Here is a 22,688-nt window from a genome sequence, read left to right on the forward strand (position 1 = left end):
CCCCGGGCGCTATGACAGCGCCCGGGGCCTCTTTGCGTGGTGGGGTGTCACCGAGGTGGCGACGTCCCGTTCCGCCGTGCCGCGCACGGTTGCCGACGGCGCTGCGCGGCCGTCGGCTTCGGGGGTGCTACTGGGTCACGTACCAGGCCTGACCCGTGCTGCCGGTGTAGTCCCACTGGATCGCCTTGGCGCCGTTGGCGGTGCTGCTCGCGCCGATGGCCAGGTACTTGCCGCTGTTCCCGTTGAAGATGAAATCGCCATTCCAGTACCAGCGCTGGCTGTCGCTGCCGGTGTAGTCCCACTGGATCGCTTCGGCGCCGTTGGCGGTGCTGCTCGCGCCGATGGCCAGGTACTTGCCACTGTTGTAGTTGATGACGTGAGCGCCTTCGAGCCACCACACCTGAGACGCGCTGTCCGCCAGGCAGTCCCACTGAATCGCGTTCGCGCCGTTGGCCGTGTTTCCCGAGCCGATCGCCAGGCACTTGTTGCTGTTCCAGTTGTGGATCTTGTAATAGCCCGCTTCGGACGTCATAGGGGCGGCCGACTCCGTACCCGCATCGCGGGCCGCGGAGGCTCGCGCGACGGATTCCTTCAGGCGCTTGGCCTGGGCGGGGAACCGGCTTTCAAGGTCCCGCACCTCCTGCGGCGTGAGCTTCTCCAGCGAGGAGCCGGCGATCTGGTTCGCGGTGGCCGGAGCCGGAGCCGGAGCCGCCGAAACCGGGGAAGCCACGGCGGGAGTCGCCATCGCCAAGGACGCCGCGGAGGCCATGCCGACAAGGATCTTGGTAGTACGGGCCATCGTCGTTCCTCTCTCAAGAAGAGCGTGCAAGTCATTTTTCGGGCGCGCAGAGGTGAATCTCCCGAGCTTTCGCTGGAGATTCCGCTCGTTGATCACTGAATCAAAGATACGCACGCAGCGTCACGGCGCGCCAACGCGACGTTATCGACGACTTCTTGAGAGTGACCGAGAAAGACCCCAACCCTTTGGCGGGTCGGTGAAGCGGAGTCATTCGGTGGTCCGTATTCGCTGGTCAAAAGCAACTGGAATTGAACATTCCAGATATCGCTCGCGGCGCGTGTGAGGGTGGAACTCACGCATGTCCGGGAATCGACTCCCGGTGATGCCCGGCACTCTCGTGAGAGAGAAGGACAGAGGGGGTGGGGCGGCGGATCTCGCGTCGCTACCGGGGCGGGAGAGCTGCGACGCGGTGATCCGCCTGCCCCTTACGGCCCTTACGGCCCTTACGGGTTGGTGCCCGGGGCCACGTACCCCGCACCGATGCCGCTGTCGGTCTCCGGGACGCACGCGGGAACCTCGCGTACCACCGACATCGACAGCGAGCCGACCTGCCCGTGGGGCCCCGTCGTCGCCACGAACAGCAGGTGGTCTCCCTCCGGGACGGCACTCGGCCTGATCAGCGAGTAGTGCCCGTCGATCCCGGTGCCCGTCTCCCGGGTCTCGGGGAAGACCTTCGAGGAGTCGAAGCCGGCGTCGTAGCGGACCTTGGCCCGGCACGAGGGCGAGTAGGTCATCACCGCCGCCGGAATGCCCGCTTCCCGTAGGGCGGACTGCAGCCCGGGGATGCCCCGGGGGTTCATGACCTCCACGGCGACCGTGCCGTCCGGGAGGGACTTCACCACGTAGTCGGCCGTGGCGATGTCGATGTTCCCGCTCCCGCCGCCGTGCGGACCCGGAGTGCCGGACGGCGAGCCGGTGAGGGAGAGCGTGACGGCTGCCGCGGCCGCCGCCGCGACGGCTCCCAGGACGAGCACCGGCCGGCGGCGCGGAGAACGGCGCGGGGAGCGGCGCGGGGTGCGGGTCGGGGTGCGGTGGTCGCCGGGGAAGAGCGGGACGACCGGGCCGGCGGGGCCGCCGGTCCCGGCGGTGGAGCCGGCTTCGGTGGCTTCGGTGGCCTCGGCGGGCTCGGGGACCTTGACGGTCTCGGCGGCGAGGGTGGCCGCGCGGGCGCCGAGTTCGTCCGCGAGCCGCTGCTTGAAGTGCAGGGGGGCGTTCACCGGGTGGCCTCCAGAACGATGTCGTGACGGTCGGTACGGGTCGGTCCGGTGGCGCGCAGCGCCTTGCGGGCGCGGTGCATCCGGACCCGGGCGGAGGCCGGGCTGATACCCAGCACCCGCGCCGCCTCGCGGGTGGTCAGCCCGTCCAGGACCACCAGGTCGAGCACGTCGCGCAGGGGTTCGGACAGTGCCGCGTGGGCGGCCGCCAGGTGCCGGGTGGCCCGGGCGGCGTCGATGCGGCTCTCGATGGCGCTGACGTCCTCGTCGTCCAGCAGCCGCCGGCCGGTGATCCGGGCGACCGCGCGCAGTTCGCGGGTGCTGCCCCGGAAGTGCGAGGAGAGGACGTTGCGTGCGATGCCGTACAGCCAGGCCACCGGCGTGCCGCGCCGGGCGTCGTACGTGTGCGCGTTCTCCAGCGCCGTCACGAAGATGTCCGCCGTGAGGTCGGCGGCCAGGTGCGGGCTGTCGACGCGCCGGGTGACGAACCCGAGCACCGCGTCGAATTGCTGCTCGTAGAAGACGGCGAACCCGGCGGGGTCGCGCGCCGGTGGTGCTGTCGGGTGCTCCGTCGGCACGGAGGGCTCCTTGGGGCAGGGCGAGTGGTGCCTTACACCTCTACTTGGCCGTACTGCCCGGAAGCGTTACACCCCTGCGTCCCTCCCTGCCCTGGAGGTGAGCCGGGTGGCTCAGTGGCAGATGACGTACAGCAGCCACGGGCCGTAGTCGGCGCCCCAGGTGTCGCAGGGGACACCGGGGTTGAGTCCGCCGCCGCCCGGGATCTGCGGGTCAGGGACGCAAGAGCCGCCGTCGGCACTGGTCCGGCCGGGGTACTCGTAGCGGACCCAGCCGTTCTGCAGGATGATGACGCAGCTGCCGCCGGCAGCGTGAGCCGGTGCGGTGGCGGCGATCGGCATGGCGATCATCCCGCCGACCATCGCAGCGGCGGTGAGCAGAGACTTGAACGTGCGCATCGAGTGGTGTCCTCACGTCGAGTGATGTGCCGAACACGCTCGATATCGCCTGGAATAGTCGCGGTCACACCGGCCCGTCGAGAACTCGCCATCACACCTCGGTCGGGCCCGGCCGGTCGTTGCCCTGGTGTGGGGGAGGAGGGGGAGGCGGGGGCGGGGGCGGGGTGTCGTCGGGCCCCGGGCCGTACCCGTACCTGCTTCCGTACCTGTCCCCGTCGCCGTATGCGGTGCCGTCAGGGTTCCCCGTACCGCCGGGAATGCTCGTACTCCCGTCGGCCCCGTCGGCCCGGTCGGCCCGGTCGGCCCGGGTGCCGCGCGGGCGCGGACGGCCGGACATCAGGGCGGCACCGAGGAGCAGCAGGACGCCGCCTCCGGCCGCCAGCGCGACCCCTTCCCCGAGGCCGTGCCCGCTGGTGTCGAAGGAGAGCCCGTTCTGGACCTGCGCGACCCGCACCATCCACAGCACGGTGAACCCGAGCACGATCAGCCCGGCGACCGCGACGACCGCGCGCGAGCGCAGCAGCAGCCCGACCAGGGTGACCAGGGCGGCGAAGGCGAACGGGAGCAGGATCGAGCCGATCACCTGGGCCCGGACGTCGGTGATGCCCCCGAACAGGTCCTGGATCCGGTAGTCGCGGCCGGGACGGCCGTCGTACCAGGCACGGAAGGGGCTCCATACGGCGGCCGTCGCTCCTGCGAGGGCCAGGACCGAGCCCACGATGTTGCGGATCACCGTGTGGCCTCCCTTCGGTCGGCTCTCGGTCACGACGCTACGCCGGGTCGCGGGGGGTGTCCTGTCGAGTGGAGGGCGGCGTTAGGGTGACGCGGACACGATCAACCGGCCGTTGGGGGAACGGGGAAATGATCCGCACCAGGCTGAAACTCGCGGCGACCCTTACGTTGGTCGTCTTCGCGCTGACCGGCTTCCAGACCAGCCGGGGGCACGGTCATGGAAGCCACGGCAGCCACGGCGGCTACGGGGGCAGCAGCGACCACGGCAAGAGCGACGACTCGGGTGGCGGCTGCTCGACGCCGAAGAAGAGGAATCACTACGACAGCGACGATGACGACGACTACGGCTCCGGTTCGGGCTCCGGGGACACCACCAGTGCGTCTCCTTCGCCGGCCGTCTCGGAGGAACCGGACGTCGACGTCGTCGTGGTCGACTGCGTCAAGCCGGCCGGGAAGAAGGGGACGGGTGCGGGTACGGGGATGGGGAAGGGCAAGCCCGGCGGCCGGGCCGACACCACCGCCACGGTCAGGGTGACCGCGAAGCCGGGGGTGACGGGCACGTACCGGATCGCCCTCACCTTCGAGGAGCGCGCGAACGTCCCGGTCGACGGGGGCGAGATCCTGGTGAAGATCGACGGCCCGGGCGAGAAGCGGTACGACGTGCCGATGAAGAACCCGAAGTCCGTCGACCGGGTGAAGCTGTGCACCGTGGGCAATGTCTGGGAGGACGACTCGTCTCCGACGGAGCCTCTCGCCACCCCTCGCCGCTAACGGATCCTGAACCCGGAGGCAGGGCCCTTTTCCGCCCCCGGGCCCTTCTCCGCCTCCGCTCTCGCCCCGCGCGCCCGTCGTGCGAACAGTTCGGCCTGCCGCTCCGGCGGCAGGTTCCCCAGCGCGATCAGGTGCGGGGCATGCGCGAGGGCCTGGGTCCTGGCCGCCTCGCGGGCCGACCACAGGGCCCGTACGGTTCCCTGTACGGCCTCGGTCGGGTACGCGGCGACGACGGCGGCAGCCTTCCGCGCCGCCGCCAACGCACCTCCCCGCACCGTCAGTTCGGATACGAGACCGGTCGCGTGCGCCCGCTCGGCGGAGAGCCGTTCGGCGGTGCCCATCAGCGCCATCCGCGCGACTTCCCCGTAGGGCATCCGCTGTGCCATGTGGATCGTCTCGAAGGCGCTGACCATGCCGTAGGTGGTGTGCGGGTCGAAGAACTCGGCGCCCTCGCCCGCGATCAGGAACTCGGCCTCGGCGAGCAGATAGAAGGCTCCGCCGCAGGCCATGCCCTCGACGGCGGCGACGACCGGCTTCCACAGGTCGTTGGACTTGGGGCCGATGGCGAGGAGCGGATCGTCGATCGTGAACGGGGAGGTGGGTTGCGGGAGTTCACCCGCCGCCGTCCGGTCGACGCCGGTACAGAAGGCCCGTTGACCGGCGCCGGTGATCACGATCGCCCGGATGTCGTCCTCGTACCGGAACCCCCGCCAGATCTCGGCGAGTCGGCGGGCCATCGCGAGGGTGAGGGCGTTGTGCCGCGCGGGCCGGTCGAGGGTGACGACGGCGACACCGGTGCCGGTGTCGCGTTCCACCGTGATCGTCATCCGCGCTCCAGGAGCCAGCGGGGCACGGTGATGCCGCCGATCTCGGCGAAGACCACCTTCACGGGTGCGCCTATGCGCAGCCGGGCCGGGTCGACCGAGTCGAGCTGGGCGCCGGGGGAGGCGACGACATTGCCGGCGAGGCGGACGCGGGGAGCGTCGGCGAGTTCGACGAGCACCGCGTTGTACGGGGCCTGGGCGGCGTAGTCGGGCAGCAGGGGCGGGTGGGGGACGACGAACGACCAGATCCGGCCGCGCCCCGACAGCCGGCGCCAGGTGCTGTCGAAGGACTGGCAGTGCGGGCAGCAGGGGCGGGGCGGGAAGCGCGGCTCGGCGCAGGCGGCGCAGGTCTGGACGCGCAGTTCGCCGCGGGCGGCGTACTCCCAGAAGGGTGCGCCGTCCTCGTCGATCACGGGGGTGAGCATCGCGAACTCCTCGAATCTTCGAATCTTCGGGTGCTTGGCGGTGCTTGGCGGTGCTTGACGGTGTGGGGAGGTGCTTGACGGTGGGGTGTGCGGGCGCTCCTCGGGCGTACGCCCCGGCCGCGTCGTCTCAGGAGCGGAGGAGGACGGCCGAGGTGGGGACGCCCTCGCCCGCCGTGACGAGGCAGGTGGCGGCGCCCGGCACCTGGGCGGTGGAGTCGCCGCGGAGCTGCTTGACGCCCTCGGTGAGGAGGTTGAAGCCGTGGACGTACGCCTCCGACAGGCCGCCCCCACCGGTGTTGAGCGGCAGCCGGCCGCCGGTCTCCAGGGCGCCGCCCTCGGTGAAGGCTCCGCCTTCGCCGCGACCGCAGAAGCCGTAGCCCTCCAGGGAGAGTGGGACGAGCGGGGTGAAGGCGTCGTAGATCTGGGCGACATCGACGTCGGCGGGGCCGAAGTCGGCCTGTTTCCACAGGTGTCGGGCGGCCGTCCAGGCCGGGCCGGTCAGCGGGTCGTCGGTCCAGTAGTTGACCATGCCGTGGTGCTGGGCGGGCAGCCCTTGGGCCGCAGCGTGCACATAGACCGGCGGGCGGCGGCAGTCGTGGGCGCGTTCGGCGGAGACGATCACACAGGCGAGGGCGCCGTCGGTCTCCAGACAGTTGTCGAAGAGGCAGAGGGGTTCGCTGATCCAGCGGGAGGTCATGTACATCTCGCGGGTGAGCGGGCGTTCGTACATGATCGCGGCCGGGTTCTGGTTGGCGCGGTTGCGGCAGGCGAGGGCGACGTTGAAGAGATGGTCGCGGGTGGCGCCGTACTCGTGCATGTAGCGGCGGGCGAGCATGCCGATCTCGTCGGCGGGCCGCAGCAGCCCGAAAGGCCGGGTCCACTGTGCCGGGGTGGCCAGCTGGGCGGTGGTGTTCGTCCAGGGCCGGGGCCCGGAGCCGCGCTTACGGGACCGCCAGGCGACGCCCACCGTGGCCTGTCCGGTGGCGACGGCCGCGGCGAGGTGCCCGACGGTGGCGCACGAACCGCCGCCGCCGTAACCGACCTTGGCGAAGAACGTGACGTCCCCGGCCCCGATGGCCTTGGCCACCTCGACCTCGTCGGTCTCCTCCATGGTGTACGAGGCGAAGGCGTCGACCTCGGCGGGCGCGATGCCGGCGTCGTCGAGGGCGGCGAGGATCGCCCGGCAGGCGAGCGTCTTCTCGGACTCCGGGAGGCGCTTGGCGAAGGCCGTCTGGCCGATCCCGACGATGGCTGTGCGGTCCTTGAGCACGGCAACCCCCATGGTGTTCCCGACTGCTGACAGCTCGTCAGGCTATCGCTAATCTGACGAGTAGTCAGGTGTGTGGTCGAGGGTGCGTGGCTGTGGCGCGGAGTCCGAGGCGCACAGGCCAAGGCGCTCGGGTTCGGGGCGCGATGCTCGGGTTGGGGTGCGGCGCTCGGGTTCGGGACGGGGCAGGGCTGGGGTACGACCGGCGGAGGTGGTGGTCGTGGAGTGGGGACCCGGATCGGTGGGGGAGCTGGTGCGCCGGGCGGCGGCGCGGTACGGCCCGCGCGAGGCGGTCGTCGAGGGCCGTACCCGGATCACGTACGCCGAGCTCGCCGCGCGGGTCGAACGCGCGGCGGCCGCCTGTCTCGCCACCGGGATCCGGGCGGGCGACCGGGTCGCCGTCTGGGCGCCGAACTCCCTGGACTGGATCGTCTCCGCGCTCGGCGCGGTCACGGCCGGCGCCGTCCTCGTCCCCCTCAACACCCGCTTCAAGGGCGCCGAGGCGGCGGACATCCTCGCCAGGTCGCGGGCCCGGCTGCTGTTCGTCACCGGCACCTTCCTGGGCACCTCGTACGTGGCGTCGTTGCGCCGCTCGGGCGTCGAACTGCCCGCGCTGGAGCGGGTGGTGGTGTTCAGTGACACGGTTCCGGACGAGCCGGGCTACACGACCTGGCGGGCCTTCCTCGACGCCGGCCGAGGCGTGGGCCCGGTACGGGTGCGGGCGCGGGCCGACGCCGTGATGCCCACCGATCCCTCGGACATCGTCTACACCTCGGGCACCACCGGCCGCCCCAAGGGCGCGGTCGTCACCCATGAACAGTCCCTGCGCTGCTACACCGTGTGGAGCGAACTGGCCGGGCTGCGCGAGGGCGACCGCTATCTGATCGTGAACCCCTTCTTCCACACCTTCGGTTACAAGGCGGGCGTGCTCGCCTGTCTGCTGCGCGGCGCGGTGATGATCCCGCAGCCCGTGTTCAGCGTGGACACCGCGCTCGCGCACATCGCCGCCGAACGCGTCACCGTTCTGCCCGGCCCGCCCACCCTCCACCAGTCCCTCCTCGACCACCCGGCCCGCGCCGCCCACGACCTGTCCAGCCTGCGCCTGGTCGTGACCGGCGCGGCGGTCGTGCCGCTGCGGCTCGTCGAGCGGCTGCGCACCGAGCTGGGTGTCGGCACCGTCCTCACCGCGTACGGCCTCTCCGAGGCGAGCGGCCTGGTGTCCATGTGCCGCCGGGGCGACCCGCCCGAGGTCGTCGCCCGCACCTCGGGCCGCGCCATCCCCGGCACCGAACTCAGGGTCTCCCTGTCGGGGGAGGTCCTGGTGCGCGGCCCGCACGTCATGTGCGGCTACTTCGAGGACCCGGAGGCGACCGCCGCCGCGATCGACGCGGACGGCTGGCTGCACACCGGCGACGTGGGCGTCCTCGACGAGGCGGGCAACCTCCGGATCACCGACCGGATCAAGGACATGTTCATCGTCGGCGGCTTCAACGCCTACCCCGCCGAGATCGAACAGCTCCTCGGCCTCCACCCCGACATCGCCGACGTCGCCGTCGTCGGCATCCCGGACCCCCGCCTCGGCGAGGTCGGCAAGGCCTTCGCGGTCCGCCGCCCGGGGGCCCGGGTGACGGCGGACGACCTGATCGCCTGGTCCCGCCGCGAGATGGCCAACTACAAGGTCCCCCGTCAGGTGGAATTCCTCCCCGAGCTGCCGCGGAACGCGAGCGGAAAGGTTCTGAAGGGGGAATTGCGGGCGCGGCGCGAGGGGTAGCGTGTGTGATCCAGGCCACTCGACGCGGTGGTATGGTCGATGGTATGGCAACCAAGAAGTACACGGTCACCCTGCCCGAGGAACTGGCGGAGGAGATCCGCCGCGAGGTGGGTCCGGGCGGCTTCAGCGCGTATGTAACCAGCGCCATACAGCGCAAGCGGAAGCACGACCACCTGGGCGAGTTGGTCACCTGGATGGAAGAGGAGTACGGCCCGGTCGACGACGAGGCGCTCGCGGCGGCCGAGGCGGAGCGGCGCGAGATCGTCCGCGCGTACGAGGAGCGGATGGCCCGTGAACGCGTCACGGCCGAGGCCCCCGAAGCTACCGAGGTGCGACAGGCCGATGCCGCATGACCGAACTCTGCTACGTCCTGGACAGTGAGGCGCTGTCGAGGGCGGCCCTCGGGGACATGAAGATGAGGGCGCGTCTGGCGGACGCGCACAAAGCAGGCGTCAGCGTCGTGACCAGTTCCATGACGCTGATCGAGGCGTACCACTCCAAGATCCCGTACGCGGCGTGGAAGTGGTTCCTGTCGCGGATCGAGGTCGAACCCGTCACGGAGGAGATCGCGGACTCGGCGATCACCCTCCTGAAGGGCGCGGGCCTGCACGGCCACAAGTACGCGATCGACGCGGCGCTGGCCGTGATCGCGGGGCGCCGGCGAGGGATCGTGACGGTGTTCACGTCCGATGAGGACGACATGAACAAGCTCTGCCCGTCACGGGTCATGGTGCGTCCCGTCTGAGGCACCGAGCCGGCCGGGAGGTCGGAGGTCCGGACCGGGCGACCGGTCCGGACCTCCTCCCCAGCGCGCGCATGCGTGCGGCTTCCCCCGTCCCCGGTGACGGCTGGCCCCCACCGTCCGCCTCCGAGGTGCGCCGATCATGCCGCAGCCCCGGCCGGGCGGCGAAGCGGGCGGGCGGAATCCGTCAGGTCGCCGGGGCGCCGCAGACGAAGAGGCCCGGACCGGCGAACCGGTTCGGGCCTCTTCACATGGAGCAAGGTGCGGCGGGGCGGATCTCAGACGCCCTGACCGCCGCCCACGACGACCACGGTGGCGTGGATGTTGCCCGTGGGCGTGTCGGTCATCGCGTGCATGTCGGCCAGCGCGGGCGTGGCAGTGCCGGCCGCGACGGCGACGGCCAGGGCGATGCCGGCCAGAAGGCGCTTGGTGCGGGTCATCTGGGACTCCTCGGACGAGTGACTCGTATCCACGCGACCCTCGCACGTGACGGCCCGGCAGACCAGATGATCGGCGCCGCTTTGTCAGGTCCTACAGATGCGGTGGGTCCTGTGGGCCGGGCAGGTCGTACGGGCGGCCGTATAAGGCGAGTTGACCGGGAGGGTCACCCGCGGGCGTCCGCGCGGGCGGGGTGGCACAGGGCAGGCCGTACGGCCGCCCGGCCCCTTCGTCCGTACCCCCGCACACGGCCGGAGGGGCCGGGCTGCTGCCCGACCCCTCCGGTACGGTCCCCCGGTCGCGCCCGCCCCACGTACCCGGCAGGTCCCCCAACCCCCTCGGGCATCCCCCGTAAGGGACACGGCGCGCTCACTCGGACGACCACGGTCCCGGCAGCTCCCCCGATGGCGCCGCCGGATCCGTCTTCGTGTGGTGCGGTCTACTTGGTGGTGGTGGCCGGCTCGCTGGTGGCGTGCATGTTGTCGTCCGGCCCGGACAGCACGGCAGGGGCCTCGGCGGGCTCGGACGTGGCGTGCATGTTGCCGTTGATGCCGATCTTCTCGGCCACCGAGTCGGTGAGCGGTGCGTCCGTCGCGTGCATGTTCTTGTTCGGCTCGAGGTCGGCCATGCTGATCAACTCCCGTGAAGGCAATGGATATGGTGAGCGGTCCCCGTCCGGTCGTTCCCCCATGGACAACCGGACGGACCACTCGGGCCGCTCACCATAAACCGAGCAGGTGACGGTCCTCCCACTGACCCGCCCGCCCCCCCGGCGCGACGAATCGATGAGAGAAGACTGCACGACCGCCATAAACGAACGATGAACGAGCAGTTCAGTGGTCAGATGGGGACGCTTTCCAGAAGGAGGGTCCGTACCTTGGCCTCTTCCGGGGACCCCTGCGCGGAGAAGATGCTCAGGGCTTCCTGCCAGCACACCCGCGCGCGGCCATGCTGCCCTATGCCGGACAGGCCGCGCCCGAGAACGACGAGAATCTGTCCGCGCCGCCATTCGCCCCCGATGTCGCGGAGGATGCTCAGCGCGGTCTCGGAGTCGGCGGCGGCCTGGGCGTACCGGCCCGCGGCGATGCCCACCTCGGCGATCCGGAAGAGCGACATTCCCTCCCACAGCCGCTGGCGGCTGTCCCGGAAGACGTCCAGGGCCTCGGCGAGTTGCCGTGCGGCCTCAACGAGCCCACCGCTCTGGGTCAGCGCGAGCCCTAGCGCGTAGCGGCCGTTCGCGCCCTTGAGCGCGTGCCCCAGCTTCTCGTACATCGCGCTGCCGCGCCGGGCGAGTTCCACCGCGAGGTCGGTGTGCCCCATCGCCAGGTGGATCCGGGAGAGGTTGCACAGGGCGCTGGCTTCGCCGGCCGCGTCGTCGCAGGCGCGGAACGACTCGGTGGCCTGGGTCAGGAAGCGCTCGCCGTCCTCGTTGCGACCCTGGTAAAGCGCCATGATGCCCAGGGCGTTGGCGGCCCAGCAGAGAGGGAGCCGATCGCCGGTCGAGGTCGCCAGGGACATGGCGACATGGGCGTCGACGTCGGCTTCGTCGAACCGGCCACTGACGTGCAGTACATAGGTACGAGTCAGTGCCGCCCGGCACTCCGCCCGCACGTCCCCCGCCGCCTTCGCCGCGCTCCGCAGGGTCGTCGCGACCGCCTCGTACTCCTTGGAGTTGGCGCCGGATTCCGCGAGGTCGAGGGCCGCCCACAGCAGGTCCACCGCGCGACGCAGTGTCGTCGGTGACGCGGCCGACTGGCGGACGCAGGCGAGGAGGCAGTCGGCCTCGGCGTAGAGCCAGTCCTGGGCCGCGTGGCGGTCGGTGAAGGTGAGGCCCGCGTAGTGGGTGGTCTCCAGGTGGTCGACGAGCCGGTCGCCGGGGCGCTCGATCGCGTACACCTGCGCGGCGGTCGACAGATAGAAATCGAGCAGCCGGGACAGCGCGTGCTCTCGCTCCACCGGCGGCTGTTCGTCGCGCTCGGCGCACGCACGCGCGTAGAGCCGCACCAGGTCGTGGTAGCGGTAGCGGCCCGGGGCGGCGGATTCCAGGAGGCTGGTGTCGACGAGGGCTTCGAGCAGGTCCTCGGCCTCCCACTCGGGCAGGCCGAGGACGGCCGCCGCGGCGGCGAGGGAGATGTCGGGGCCGTCGGCGAGGCCGAGGAGGCGGAAGGCGCGGGCCTGGGCCGGCTCCAGCTGGCCGTAACCGAGCTCGAAAGTGGCCTTGACGGCGAGGTCCCCCGCCTGGAGTTCGTCGAGGCGGCGGCGCTCGTCGGCGAGCTTGGCGGCCAGGACGGAGACCGTCCAGGTGCGGCGCGCGGCGAGCCGGGACGCGGCGATACGGATGGCCAGCGGCAGGAACCCGCAGGCCGCGACCACGTCGAGCGCGGCCTCCCGTTCGGCGCCCACCCGCTCCTCGCCGACGATCCGGGTGAAGAGCTGGAGCGCCTCCTCGGGGGACATGACGTCCAGATCCACCAGGTGCGCGCCGGCCAGGTCGAGCATGCGGATGCGGCTGGTGACGAGGGCGGCGCAGCCGGCGGTGCCGGGCAGCAGTGGCCGGATCTGGGCGGCGTCGCGGGCGTTGTCCAGGAGGACCAGGACGCGGCGGCCGTCGAGGGTGGAGCGGTAGAGCGCGGCGCGCTCGTCCAGGGTGTCCGGAATGGCGGAGTCCGGGGTGCCGAGCGCGCGCAGGAACGCGCCGAGCACCGTCTCCGGCGCCGCCGCCCGCGCGCCGGCGCCCTGGAGGTCGACGTACAGCTGACCGTCCGGGAAGTGCGGGCGCGCCGCGTGCGCCACGTGCACGGCGAGGGTCGTCTTGCCGACGCCGCCGATGCCCGCGACAGCCGAGACCGCCATGACGGAGCCCTCGGCGGTGGCGAGTTGGTCGCCGAGTTCGCGGACGAAGGCGTCGCGTCCGGTGAAGTCGGGGACGGTCGCCGGGAGCTGGGCGGGCCGGGCGGTGGGCGCGGCGGCCGGGGTGGACTCCTCGACCGGCCGGGCCAGTTCGGCGTCGGCCTGGAGGATGCGCTGCTGGAGGCGGGAGAGTTCGGGGTTCGGGTCGACGCCCAGTTCGTCGGCGAGCAGCCGCCGGGTGTCGGCGTACACGGCCAGCGCCTCGGCCTGCCGGCCGGACCGGTACAGGGCCAGCATCAGCAGCTCGCGCAGCCGCTCGCGCAGCGGGTGCGCGGCGGTCAGCGCGGTCAGTTCGGAGACGGCCTCGGCGTGCGCGCCGACCTCCAGATCGAGGTCGAGCCGGGTCTCCAGGAGCTGGAGCCGCCATTCCTCCAGGCGGGTGCGCTGGGTGTCGGCGTACGGCCCCGGTACGGACGCCAGCGCCTCGCCGTCCCACAGGGCGAGGGCGGCGTTCAGCCGCTCGCGGCCCTCGGCGCGCCGGCCCGCGGCGCGCAGTTTGTCGGCCTCGGCGGCCAGGTTCTGGGCCTCGGCGAGGTCGAGGGCGGTGGCACCGGCGCCGGCGCGCAGGGCGTAGCCGCCGGATTCGCTGGTCAGCACCCAGGCGCCGAGGACCTTGCGCAGCCGGGAGGCGTACGTGCGGACGGCGGCGAGCGCCTGGGACGGCGGGTCCTCGCCCCAGATGGCGTCGATGAGTTCGGAGGCGGTGGCGGTACGGCCGTCACGCAGCAGCAGGGCGGCGAGCAGGGCGCGCTGCTGCGGGGAGCCGGTGGGCAGGGCCTGGTCGCCGAGGGAGGCCCGGACGGGGCCGAGTACGCGGAAGCGCAGCGTGGCGTCGACGTCCTGGCTGTCGGCCGTCGTGTCGGTGCCCGTCGTGCCGCTGCCTGCCGGGGCGCCACCTGCGGGGTTGCCGCCCGTCGTGGCGGCGTCCGTGGTGGCGGCGTCTGTCGCGTCACCGGCCGCCGTGGCGCGGTCCGCCGTGTCGGGGGCCGCCGTGGTGGCCGGCGTGTTCGCGGCCGTCCCGGCGGAGGCGGCCGTGGCTGCGCCCGTGGCCAGGCCCGCGGCGGTGCCCGCAGTTGTGTCCGTGCGCGCGGTCGTGTCCGTGCCCGTCGCCGCTTCCGTGTCCGTTCCCCTGTCCGTGGTCGTGTTCATGCCCGGCGTGGCGGCCGTGCCTGAGGGACCGCTCACGCGTTTGTCCGCGTGGCGGCCCGCGTACCCGCCGGAGTCCTTCTTCGGAGTCCGCTGTCCCGGAACTCGCGGCCCGTCCTCACGGTCCATAGCTCCCCCTGCCCGTACCGCTGGTTTCGCCCTGGACAGTCTGCCTTGTCCGGAGGGCATGCGTCAGCATCGGGTCGAGCCGTTCCGTGGGCGTTCTCCGGACCGATGCGACCCCGTTTACTGACGACCCGTCAGATCAGCGCTACCGTGAAACACATGGAGAGCTTCCCCGCGATCATCTCGGTGGACGACCACACCGTGGAGCCCCCGCGCGTCTGGCAGGACCGGCTCCCGACCCGCTATCGCGCGACCGGACCCCGGATCGTCCGGGCGCCGCTGAAGGAAATGACCTTTCTGGGAGGAAAGTTCGCCCCCGTGATGGGTGCGAAGGGGGACGAAGGCCCCATCGGCGACTGGTGGGTCTACGAGGAACTGCGCCGCCCGCTCACCCGGCTGGACACCGCCGTCGGCTGCGCCAGGGACGAGATCCGGCTGGAGGTCATCACCTACGAGCAGATGCGCCCCGGCTCCCACTCGGTGCCCGAGCGTCTCGCCGACATGGACGTCAATCACGTCCAGTCCGCCCTTTGCTTCCCTACTTTTCCCCGTTTCTGCGGGCAGACCTTCACCGAATCCGCCGACCGTGAACTCGGGCTGCTGTGCGTTCGGGCCTACAACGACTGGATGGTCGAGGAGTGGTGCGGCCCCGAGGCGCGCGGCCGGCTGATCCCGCTCACCCTCGTCCCGCTGTGGGATCCGGACCTGGCGGCGGCCGAGGTCCGGCGCAACGCGGCACGCGGGGTGCGCGCGGTCGCGTTCTCCGAGATACCGCCCCACCTGGGGCTTCCGTCCGTGCACACCGACCACTGGGACCCGCTCCTGCGCGCGTGCGACGAGACGGGCACCGTGATCGCCATGCACATCGGCTCCTCCAGCCGGATGCCGTCCACCTCCGCCGACGCGCCGCCCGCCGTCGGCTCCACCATCACCTTCGCCAACTGCTGCTTCTCGATGGTCGACTGGCTGATGAGCGGCGCGTTCGAGCGCTTCCCGAACCTGCGGATCATGTACGCGGAGGGCCAGATCGGCTGGATCCCGTACATCCTGGAACGCGCCGACCTCGTCTGGGAGGAGAACCGGGGCTGGGGCGGGGTGGCGGACAAGGTGCTGCGCCCGCCGTCCGAACTCTTCGCCGGGCATGTGTACGGCTGCTTCTTCGACGACGCCTTCGGCCTGCGCAATCTGGACGCCATCGGGGCCGGAAACGTGCTGTACGAGACGGACTACCCGCACTCCGACTCCACCTGGCCGAAGTCCCGCGAGGTCGCCGAGGAGCAGATGGCCCACCTGGCCCCGGACGTCGTGGAACGGATCGTCCGCGGCAACGCCATCGAACTGCTGGGCCTGACGGCGGAGGGCCTCTGGAGCCCTTGATCCGCGGTCGATCGCTGTGACCTGTGGTCGGTCCGGTGGTTCGTGGCCCCGGCCGATGGCCTGTGCCCGGTCCGCACGCTCCTCGCCTGCCCGGCGGTCGGAGGGGTCCCGGCTCGCCCCAGGGGCGCGGACGGGGTGCCCGCTCGGATCGGGGGCGCGCCGGGTGGGGGCGCGGTGATCGGCGCGCCGTCTCGTGCGCCGCACGCGCCTCCGCCGCCCCATGTCACCGCCGATGTCGATCTATGTCACAGCCGCGTCACGTCACGTCTCTCCGTGACTCCCATGGGTACATAGAGTCACATGTCATCACAGCTCCTCGCGCGAGCCCCTGCCACACGGGCCGCCGCACCCTGCCCCTTGTCTGATGGAACGTCAGGTACGAGCATGACCCGCCGGGGTATATGACGTGACGTCAGATAAGGGGGAGTCTCATGGTGGTCTACGGGATACAACTGCCCGTGCAGTCGCAGAGCACCCTCTACGCCGAACCCTGGGAGGCCGCCGCCGGGCCCGGCGATCTGGTCGCGGTCGCGCGGACCGCCGACACCTGCGGGTTCGACTACATCGCCTGCTGCGACCATGTCGCCATCCCGCGGCGGCTCGCCGGCGCGATGGGGACCGTCTGGTACGACCCGGTCGCCACCCTCTCCTTCCTCGCCGCCGCCACCGAGCGGGTACGGCTCCTCACCCATGTCGCCGTCGTCGGGCTGCGGCATCCGCTGCTCACCGCCAAGGCCTGCGCGACCCTGGACCGGCTCTCCGGGGGCCGGCTGGTCCTCGGGGTCGGGGCCGGGCATGTGGCGGAGGAATTCGCGGCGGTCGGGGCCGATTTCGCCGGCCGCGGCGCCGTGCTCGACGAGAGCATCGACGCGCTGCGGGCCGCACTCGGGCCGGACGAGTACCCGGAACACACTGGCGCGCGGTTCGTCTTCCGGGACCTCGCCCTCGCGCCCCGGCCCGTCCAGGCGCGGATCCCCCTCTGGATCGGCGGCTCCTCGCCCGCCGCGTTGCGCCGCGCCGCGCTCAAGGGTGACGGCTGGCTTCCGCAGGGCGATCCTCGCGACCGACTGCCGGAACTGATCGGGAAGTTGAAGGGGCTGCGCGAGAAGGCCGGGATCGAGGAGCCGGTCACCGTCGGCGCCCTCACCGAGCCGCTGTACGTCGGGGTGCCCGGCTGGGACACCGGCCGGCGGACCCTGAGCGGGGACCCGCGGGCACTCGCCGCGTCCCTGCGCGCGTACGGCGAGATGGGCGTGGAACAGATCCAGGTGCGGTTCCGCAGCCGGAGCCGTACCGAACTCACCGACCAGATGGCGGCGTTCGCCGCCGAGGTCGCTCCCCACCTGAACTGAGGAGTGTGGCTTCATGGGCAAGCTGGACGGGCGTGTCGTCGTGATCACGGGTGCGGCGCGCGGACAGGGTGAGCAGGAGGCGCGGCTGTTCGCCGCCGAGGGCGCTCGGGTGGTCCTGGGGGATGTGCTGGACGAGCCCGGCCGGGCGGTGGCGAAGGAGCTGGGGGCGGAGCGGGCGGTGTACGTCCACCTGGACGTGACGCGGGAGGACGACTGGTCGGCGGCGGTCGCGGCCACGAAGGAGCGCTTCGGCCGGATCGACGGGCTGATCAACAACGCCGGGATCGTGCGGTTCAACGCGCTGGTGGAGACGCCGCTGGAGGAGTTCCAGTCGATGGTCCAGGTCAACCAGACGGGCTGCTTCCTGGGCATCCGCGCGGTCGCGCCCGAGATCACGGCGGCCGGCGGTGGCACGATCGTCAACACCTCGTCGTACACGGGGATGACGGGGATGGCGGGGGTCGGCGCCTATACCGCGACCAAACACGCGGTGCTCGGGCTCACCCGGGTCGCGGCCATCGAACTGGCGGCGGGCGGCATCCGCGTCAACGCGATCTGCCCGGGCGCCATCGACACCGCGATGAGCCACCCGGAGGGCGTGGACCCGGCGGTTATGACCGATCTCTACCGCACGAAGGTGCCGCTGCGGCGGATCGGGCAGCCCGAGGAGGTGGCGGCGCTCGCGCTGTTCCTGACCTCGGAGGACTCCTCGTACATCACCGGACAGCCGTTCGTGATCGACGGCGGCTGGCTCGCGGGTGTCAGTCTGTTCTGAGCGCCGCCTCCGGGCACTGCCGGCGTGCGGACCTGACTGCTGACCTGACGGTCCATCAGCTATTGACGGGTCCGGGGCGTGGTGCGAGAGTCGGGCACATCAATGAATCTGACGTAGCGTCAGAAAGCTGCGAGGGTGGTGAACTTCCTTGGAATTCGGGATCTTCGTTCAGGGATACGTCGGCAAGCGAGCCGAGAGCGATCCCGAGGCCGAGCACAAGGCCCTGATGGAGGAGACCGAGTACGTCATCCAGGCCGACGCGTCCGGCTTCAAGTACGCCTGGGCCTCCGAGCACCACTTCCTGGAGGAGTACTCCCACCTCTCCGCCAACGACGTCTTCCTGGGTTACCTCGCCCACGCCACCGACCGCATCCACCTCGGATCCGGCATCTTCAACCCGCTCGCTCCGGTCAACCACCCGGTGAAGGTAGCCGAGAAGGTCGCCATGCTCGACCATCTCTCGGGCGGACGCTTCGAGTTCGGCACCGGCCGGGGCGCCGGATCCCACGAGATCCTCGGGTTCATGCCGGGCATCACCGACATGAACCACACCAAGGAGATCTGGGAGGAGACGATCGCCGAGTTCCCCAAGATGTGGCTCCAGGACGAGTACGAGGGGTTCCAGGGCAAGCACTGGTCGCTCCCGCCGCGCAAGGTGCTGCCCAAGCCGTACGGGAAGTCGCACCCGGCCATGTGGTACGCGGCCGGCTCCCCCTCCTCATACGCCATGGCGGGCAAGAAGGGCCTCGGCGTCCTCGGCTTCAGCGTGCAGAAGGTCTCCGACATGGAGTGGGTCCTGGAGTCGTACAAGAGCGCGATCAAGGAGGCGCGGGCGGTCGGCGACTTCGTCAACGACAACGTCATGGTCACCTCGACCGCGATCTGCGCCGAGACCCACGAGAAGGCCGTCGAGATCGCCGTCGGCGGCGGGCTCAACTACCTCCAGTCGCTGCTCTTCCGCTACCACGACACCTTCCCGCGCCCCGAGGGCATCCCCGAGTGGCCCGAGCTGCTGCCCGAGTACTCCGCCGAGATCATCGAACTCCTCATCCAGGAGGAGCTGATGATCTGCGGCGACCCGGGTGAGGTGCTCGCCCAGTGCCGGCGCTGGGAAGCGGCGGGCGCCGACCAGCTCTCCTTCGGTCTGCCGATCGGCATCTCCAGCGAGGACACGATGAACACCATCAAGCTGATCGGCGAGCACGTGATCCCTCGGATCGACACCGACCCCGTCCACCGGACCTCCCGCTTCCGGCAGTCCGCCGGAAGCTGAGCGACGGGCCGGGGCCCGGGGGCTCGGGGGCTCGGGGCCCCGTGGCTCTGGGCTGGGATCCGGGGTCCGGGGTCTCGGGTCCGGGGCTTCGGGGCCGGGGGCTTCGAGAGTTCCGGTGTCCCGGTGTCCCGTTGTTCCGGGCGGGCCCCGGTGCGCGAGGGCTCCGGGGCTCGTCCGGTCATCCAGCGCGGGGCGGTGTCTTCCCGGACCGCCGTCCCGTTCACCGCCCCGGCCGGCGGCCGTTCCGCGGCGACCGCCGGTCCGGGGCACACCCCGCGTGGGCAGGGCCCCGGAAGGACGGGAGTCGGAGCGGCGGGGTCAGCAGGGGCCGGCTTCGAAGGGCCGGACCTCGGGAGTGTGAGACGCGGGAGCGCGGGACACGGGCGAGCGAACCCCAGGAGCGCGGGATGCGCGGGGCGGCCCGCGAAGGGGCGCGGGGCTCGAACCAGCGGGATCCGGACCGACGGGATCCGAAGGGAAGGGAACGGCACGCCATGCTCGATCACCTGGTCAAGGGCGCCACCGTCGTCGACGGCACCGGTGCCCCCGCCCGTACCGCCGACGTCGGCATCCGAGGCGGCCGGATCGCGCTCGTCGCGGAACCCGGCACCGCCACCGGCGACTTGGCGGCCCGCACCGAGGAGGACGCACGCGGGCTCGTCCTCGCTCCCGGCTTCGTCGACCCGCACACCCACTACGACGCCCAGCTCTTCTGGGACCCGTACGCCACCCCCTCTCTGCACCACGGCGTCACCACCGTCGTCGGCGGCAACTGCGGCTTCACCCTCGCCCCGCTGCACCCCGGGCGCCCCGAGGACGCCGACTACACGCGCCGCATGATGGCCAAGGTCGAGGGCATGTCCCTGACCGCCCTGGAGGAGGGGGTCGACTGGTCCTGGTCGTCCTTCGCCGAGTACCTCGACGCCCTCGACGGCCGGATCGCCGTCAACGCCGGTTTCATGGTGGGCCATTGCGCCCTGCGCCGGTACGCGATGGGGGCGGACGCGATCGGCGGCCGGGCCACCCCCGCCCAGCTGGAGCGGATGACCGCGCTCCTCGAAGAGGCCATGGCCGCCGGGGCGTGGGGGCTTTCCACCACCCGGTCCGCCACCCACTCCGACGGCGACGGCGCCCCCGTCGCCTCCCGGCACGCCACCCCCGACGAACTGCTCGCCCTCGCCCGCGCCGTCGGGAGACACGAGGGCACCCAGATCGAGGCGATCGTGGCCGGCTGCCTCGACCGGTTCTCGGACGCCGAGATCGACCTGCTCGTCGAGATGAGCGCCGCCGCCGGGCGGCCGCTCAACTGGAACGTCCTCACCATCGACTCCGCCGTCCCCGAACGCGTCCCGCGCCAGCTCCTGGCCTCCGAACGGGCCCGCGCGTCCGGTGGCCGGATCGTCGCCCTCACCATGCCGATCCTCACTCCCATGAACATGTCGCTCGGCACCTTCTGCGCCCTCAATCTGATCCCGGGGTGGGGCGGGATCCTCGGGCTGCCCGTCCCCGAACGGATCGCGCGCCTGCGCGATCCCGCCGTCCGCGCGGAACTGCTGCGCCACGCCGTCTCCCCCGAGGCCGGCGTCTTCCGGCGTCTCACCGACTTCGGCCGCTACGTCGTCGGCGACACCTACAGCGCCGCCAACGACGGCCTGACCGGCCGTGTCGTCGAGGACATCGCCGCCGAACGCGGCCAGGACCCTTTCCACTGCCTCGTCGAGATCTGCGCCGCCGACGGGCTGCGCACCGTGCTGTGGCCGATGCCCACCGACAACGACCCGGCGTCCTGGGCCCTGCGCCGCGAGACCTGGCGGCACGAGGACGTCCTGCTCGGCGGGTCCGACGCGGGAGCCCATCTGGACCGGATGTGCGGAGCCCCGTACACCACCCGTTTCCTCGGCGACTGTCTGCGCGGGCGGAGACTGGTGCCGCTGGAGCGGGCCGTGCGGATGCTCAGCGACGACCCGGCCCGGCTGTTCGGACTGCGCGACCGGGGCCGGATCGCCGTCGGCCACCACGCCGACCTGGTGCTCTTCGACCCCGAACGGATCGACGCGGGTCCCGCGACCCTCGTCCACGACCTGCCGGGCGCGAGCCCCCGCCTGGACTCGCGGGCCCTCGGCGTCGTGTCGGTCCGCGTCAACGGCGTGGAGACCGTCCGCGACGACCGGCTGACCGGGGCCGTCCCCGGCCGGGTGCTGCGCTCGGGCCGTGACACGAGGACGGTGAGCACCCGATGAGCCGGGAAGACCCCGGGCCCGAACTCCTCTTCATCGGAGGGGAACGGGTCGAGCCCGACGGCGGGTACTACGAGGTCGTCGACCCCGCCACCGAGGAGGTCGTCGGTCTCGCCCCCGAGGCATCCCGGGCCCAGGTGGACGCGGCGGCGGACGCGGCCCGCACCGCCTTCGCCACGTGGTCCCGCACGAGGCCGGAGGAACGCGCCGCGATCCTCGACCGGGCCGCCGCCCTCATCGCCCGCGACGCCGAGGCGCACACCCGGCTGGCCCGCCGGGAGAGCGGGGCGACCACCGCGACCGCGCGCGGTATGCAGGTCGCCGTGGCCGCCGCCCGCTTCCGGCGGTACGCGCGCGGCGCCCTGGAGCCGGTCGAACGGGCGCTGCCCCCGCAGGTGAACGAGGCCGGTCCGATGGGGCCGTCCAGCGTGCTGGGCGCGTTGGCGGTACGGCGCCCGGTGGGCGTGGTCGCCTGTGTCACCTCGTACAACAACCCCTGGGCCAACCCGGCCGGCAAGATCGCCCCCGCGCTCGCGCTCGGCAACACGGTCGTGGTGAAGCCCGCCCCGCAGGACCCGCTGTCGGTGTACGCGATGGCCCACGCCCTGGCGGAGGCGGGTGTCCCGGACGGTGTGGTGAACGTGGTCACCGGCTCCTTGCCCGCCGTCGGCGAGGCGGTCGTCGGCTCTCCCGAGGTCGACATGGTCTCCTTCACGGGTTCCACGGCCGTCGGACAGGCGATCGGCGCGGTGTGCGGGGGCATGCTGAAGCGGCAGTTGATGGAACTCGGCGGCAAGGGCGCGGCGCTGGTCTTCGACGACCTGGACGACCGGGCTCTCGCCGCGGCGGTCCGCGGGATCGGCACGACGTTCTCCTTCTACAGCGGGCAGATCTGTACGGCTCCGACCCGGGTCCTCGTCCAGCGCGCGATCCACGACCGGCTGGTGGCGGGGCTGGCCGGCTACGCGGGCGCGCTGACGGTCGGACACCCGGCGGACCGGGGCACGGTGGTGGGCCCGGTCGTCTCGGCGGCCCATCGCGACCGGGTGGAGGGATACGTGTCGCTCGGCCGCGACGAGGGCGCGCGCGTCGTCACGGGTGGCGAACGGCCGGACGGGCCCGGTCTGGAGCTCGGTTTCTATGTGGCGCCGACCCTTCTCGTGGACTGCGCGCCCGGGATGCGGGTGGTGCGGGAGGAGATCTTCGGCCCGGTGGTCGTGGTGCTGCCCTTCGACGACGAGGACGAGGCCGTCGCGCTCGCGAACGACACCGACTACGGGCTGATCGACTACGTGTGGTCCGGCGACATGGCCCGCGCCTTCCGGGTGGCGGGACGGCTGCGTTCGGGCGGGGTCGGGATCAACACGATCGGCCGGAACATGGAGGCTCCTTTCGGCGGGTTCAAGCGGAGCGGGATCGGGCGGGACGTGGGCTCGTACGCGCTGCACGCGTACAGCGAACTCCAGGCGCTGGTCTGGCCCGGCGGCTGAGGAAGAGGCGCGGCGGGAGGGGTCGTCAAGGCCGGGAAACGGGGG

The 22,688-nt window shown here is 71.9% G+C and carries 21 protein-coding genes; 10 read left to right on the forward strand and 11 right to left on the reverse strand.

The features are described 5' to 3' along the window. Positions 1–127: 127 nt before the first annotated feature. The 5 genes from ABZ990_RS15845 to ABZ990_RS15865 all read right to left on the reverse strand — a co-directional run bounded on the left by ABZ990_RS15845 (position 128) and on the right by ABZ990_RS15865 (position 3,720). Complete coding sequence (locus ABZ990_RS15845) at positions 128–799, reverse strand: RICIN domain-containing protein (RefSeq protein WP_361231139.1); 672 nt, start codon at positions 797–799, stop codon at positions 128–130. 443 nt (positions 800–1,242) lie between these two features. Next, positions 1,243–2,016 (reverse strand): hypothetical protein, encoded by a 774-nt coding sequence (locus ABZ990_RS15850; RefSeq protein WP_361231141.1) that lies wholly within the window; start codon positions 2,014–2,016, stop codon positions 1,243–1,245. Then, positions 2,013–2,591: an RNA polymerase sigma factor gene (locus ABZ990_RS15855; protein WP_361231143.1), complete on the reverse strand. Its 579-nt coding sequence runs from the start codon at positions 2,589–2,591 to the stop codon at positions 2,013–2,015. Before ABZ990_RS15855 ends, ABZ990_RS15850 begins: the two co-directional genes overlap by 4 nt. Before the next feature lie 111 nt (positions 2,592–2,702). Continuing rightward, positions 2,703–2,987 carry a hypothetical protein gene (locus ABZ990_RS15860; RefSeq protein WP_361231145.1) on the reverse strand — a complete coding sequence of 95 codons (285 nt, stop codon included), beginning with the start codon at positions 2,985–2,987 and terminating at the stop codon, positions 2,703–2,705. Positions 2,988–3,078: 91 nt separating this feature from the next. Beyond that, the gene (locus ABZ990_RS15865; RefSeq protein WP_361231147.1) at positions 3,079–3,720 is read right to left on the reverse strand and encodes a hypothetical protein; all 642 of its coding nucleotides are present in this window, start codon (positions 3,718–3,720) and stop codon (positions 3,079–3,081) included. A gap of 128 nt (positions 3,721–3,848) precedes the next feature. Here ABZ990_RS15865 and ABZ990_RS15870 point away from each other — a divergent pair, with 128 nt between their 5' ends. Continuing rightward, a complete protein-coding gene (locus ABZ990_RS15870) occupies positions 3,849–4,490 on the forward strand; it encodes a hypothetical protein (protein WP_361231149.1) in 642 nt (213 codons plus the stop codon). Here the strand turns inward: ABZ990_RS15870 and ABZ990_RS15875 are convergent. From ABZ990_RS15875 to ABZ990_RS15885, 3 genes are all read right to left on the reverse strand, one after another. Next, positions 4,487–5,317: an enoyl-CoA hydratase/isomerase family protein gene (locus ABZ990_RS15875; RefSeq protein ID WP_361231151.1), complete on the reverse strand. Its 831-nt coding sequence runs from the start codon at positions 5,315–5,317 to the stop codon at positions 4,487–4,489. The genes ABZ990_RS15870 and ABZ990_RS15875 overlap by 4 nt on opposite strands. Further along, the gene (locus ABZ990_RS15880; RefSeq protein WP_361231153.1) at positions 5,314–5,739 is read right to left on the reverse strand and encodes an OB-fold domain-containing protein; all 426 of its coding nucleotides are present in this window, start codon (positions 5,737–5,739) and stop codon (positions 5,314–5,316) included. Before ABZ990_RS15880 ends, ABZ990_RS15875 begins: the two co-directional genes overlap by 4 nt. 127 nt (positions 5,740–5,866) lie before the next feature. Then, positions 5,867–7,021 (reverse strand): lipid-transfer protein, encoded by a 1,155-nt coding sequence (locus tag ABZ990_RS15885; RefSeq protein ID WP_361231155.1) that lies wholly within the window; start codon positions 7,019–7,021, stop codon positions 5,867–5,869. Positions 7,022–7,226: 205 nt separating this feature from the next. Here ABZ990_RS15885 and ABZ990_RS15890 point away from each other — a divergent pair, with 205 nt between their 5' ends. From ABZ990_RS15890 to ABZ990_RS15900, 3 genes are read left to right on the forward strand one after another with little or no spacing between them, the layout of a single operon-like run. Next, positions 7,227–8,777, forward strand: a complete 1,551-nt coding sequence (locus ABZ990_RS15890; RefSeq protein WP_361231157.1) for a FadD3 family acyl-CoA ligase — start codon at positions 7,227–7,229, stop codon at positions 8,775–8,777. A 44-nt stretch (positions 8,778–8,821) separates the two neighbouring features. Then, the gene (locus tag ABZ990_RS15895) at positions 8,822–9,130 is read left to right on the forward strand and encodes a hypothetical protein (protein ID WP_361231159.1); all 309 of its coding nucleotides are present in this window, start codon (positions 8,822–8,824) and stop codon (positions 9,128–9,130) included. Beyond that, entirely contained in the window at positions 9,127–9,522 is a 396-nt protein-coding gene (locus ABZ990_RS15900) for a PIN domain-containing protein (protein ID WP_361231161.1), read from the forward strand. Before ABZ990_RS15895 ends, ABZ990_RS15900 begins: the two co-directional genes overlap by 4 nt. Before the next feature lie 275 nt (positions 9,523–9,797). Here ABZ990_RS15900 and ABZ990_RS15905 read toward each other — a convergent pair whose 3' ends face one another. The 3 genes from ABZ990_RS15905 to ABZ990_RS15915 form a co-directional block, all read right to left on the reverse strand. Then, positions 9,798–9,959, reverse strand: a complete 162-nt coding sequence (locus ABZ990_RS15905; protein WP_361231163.1) for a hypothetical protein — start codon at positions 9,957–9,959, stop codon at positions 9,798–9,800. 437 nt (positions 9,960–10,396) lie between these two features. Next, positions 10,397–10,585 carry a hypothetical protein gene (locus ABZ990_RS15910; protein ID WP_361231165.1) on the reverse strand — a complete coding sequence of 63 codons (189 nt, stop codon included), beginning with the start codon at positions 10,583–10,585 and terminating at the stop codon, positions 10,397–10,399. Between the two features lie 212 nt (positions 10,586–10,797). Beyond that, complete coding sequence (locus ABZ990_RS15915) at positions 10,798–14,016, reverse strand: BTAD domain-containing putative transcriptional regulator (RefSeq protein ID WP_361231167.1); 3,219 nt, start codon at positions 14,014–14,016, stop codon at positions 10,798–10,800. 282 nt (positions 14,017–14,298) lie between these two features. Here ABZ990_RS15915 and ABZ990_RS15920 point away from each other — a divergent pair, with 282 nt between their 5' ends. From ABZ990_RS15920 to ABZ990_RS15945, 6 genes are all read left to right on the forward strand, one after another. After that, positions 14,299–15,516 (forward strand): amidohydrolase family protein, encoded by a 1,218-nt coding sequence (locus ABZ990_RS15920; RefSeq protein ID WP_361231169.1) that lies wholly within the window; start codon positions 14,299–14,301, stop codon positions 15,514–15,516. 431 nt (positions 15,517–15,947) lie between these two features. Beyond that, positions 15,948–16,868 carry an LLM class F420-dependent oxidoreductase gene (locus ABZ990_RS15925; RefSeq protein ID WP_361231171.1) on the forward strand — a complete coding sequence of 307 codons (921 nt, stop codon included), beginning with the start codon at positions 15,948–15,950 and terminating at the stop codon, positions 16,866–16,868. A 13-nt stretch (positions 16,869–16,881) separates the two neighbouring features. Further along, positions 16,882–17,643 (forward strand): glucose 1-dehydrogenase, encoded by a 762-nt coding sequence (locus ABZ990_RS15930; protein WP_361231173.1) that lies wholly within the window; start codon positions 16,882–16,884, stop codon positions 17,641–17,643. Positions 17,644–17,791: 148 nt separating this feature from the next. Further along, positions 17,792–18,916, forward strand: a complete 1,125-nt coding sequence (locus tag ABZ990_RS15935) for an LLM class flavin-dependent oxidoreductase (protein WP_361231175.1) — start codon at positions 17,792–17,794, stop codon at positions 18,914–18,916. Positions 18,917–19,410: 494 nt separating this feature from the next. Then, entirely contained in the window at positions 19,411–21,156 is a 1,746-nt protein-coding gene (locus tag ABZ990_RS15940; protein WP_361231176.1) for a D-aminoacylase, read from the forward strand. Continuing rightward, on the forward strand, positions 21,153–22,643 hold the full coding sequence (locus ABZ990_RS15945) for an aldehyde dehydrogenase family protein (protein WP_361231178.1): 1,491 nt from the start codon (positions 21,153–21,155) through the stop codon (positions 22,641–22,643). The genes ABZ990_RS15940 and ABZ990_RS15945 overlap by 4 nt, the downstream gene beginning before the upstream one ends. Positions 22,644–22,688 lie beyond the last annotated feature (45 nt).

This window comes from Streptomyces sp. NPDC046203, from assembly GCF_040646255.1.
Lineage (GTDB): Bacteria > Actinomycetota > Actinomycetes > Streptomycetales > Streptomycetaceae > Streptomyces.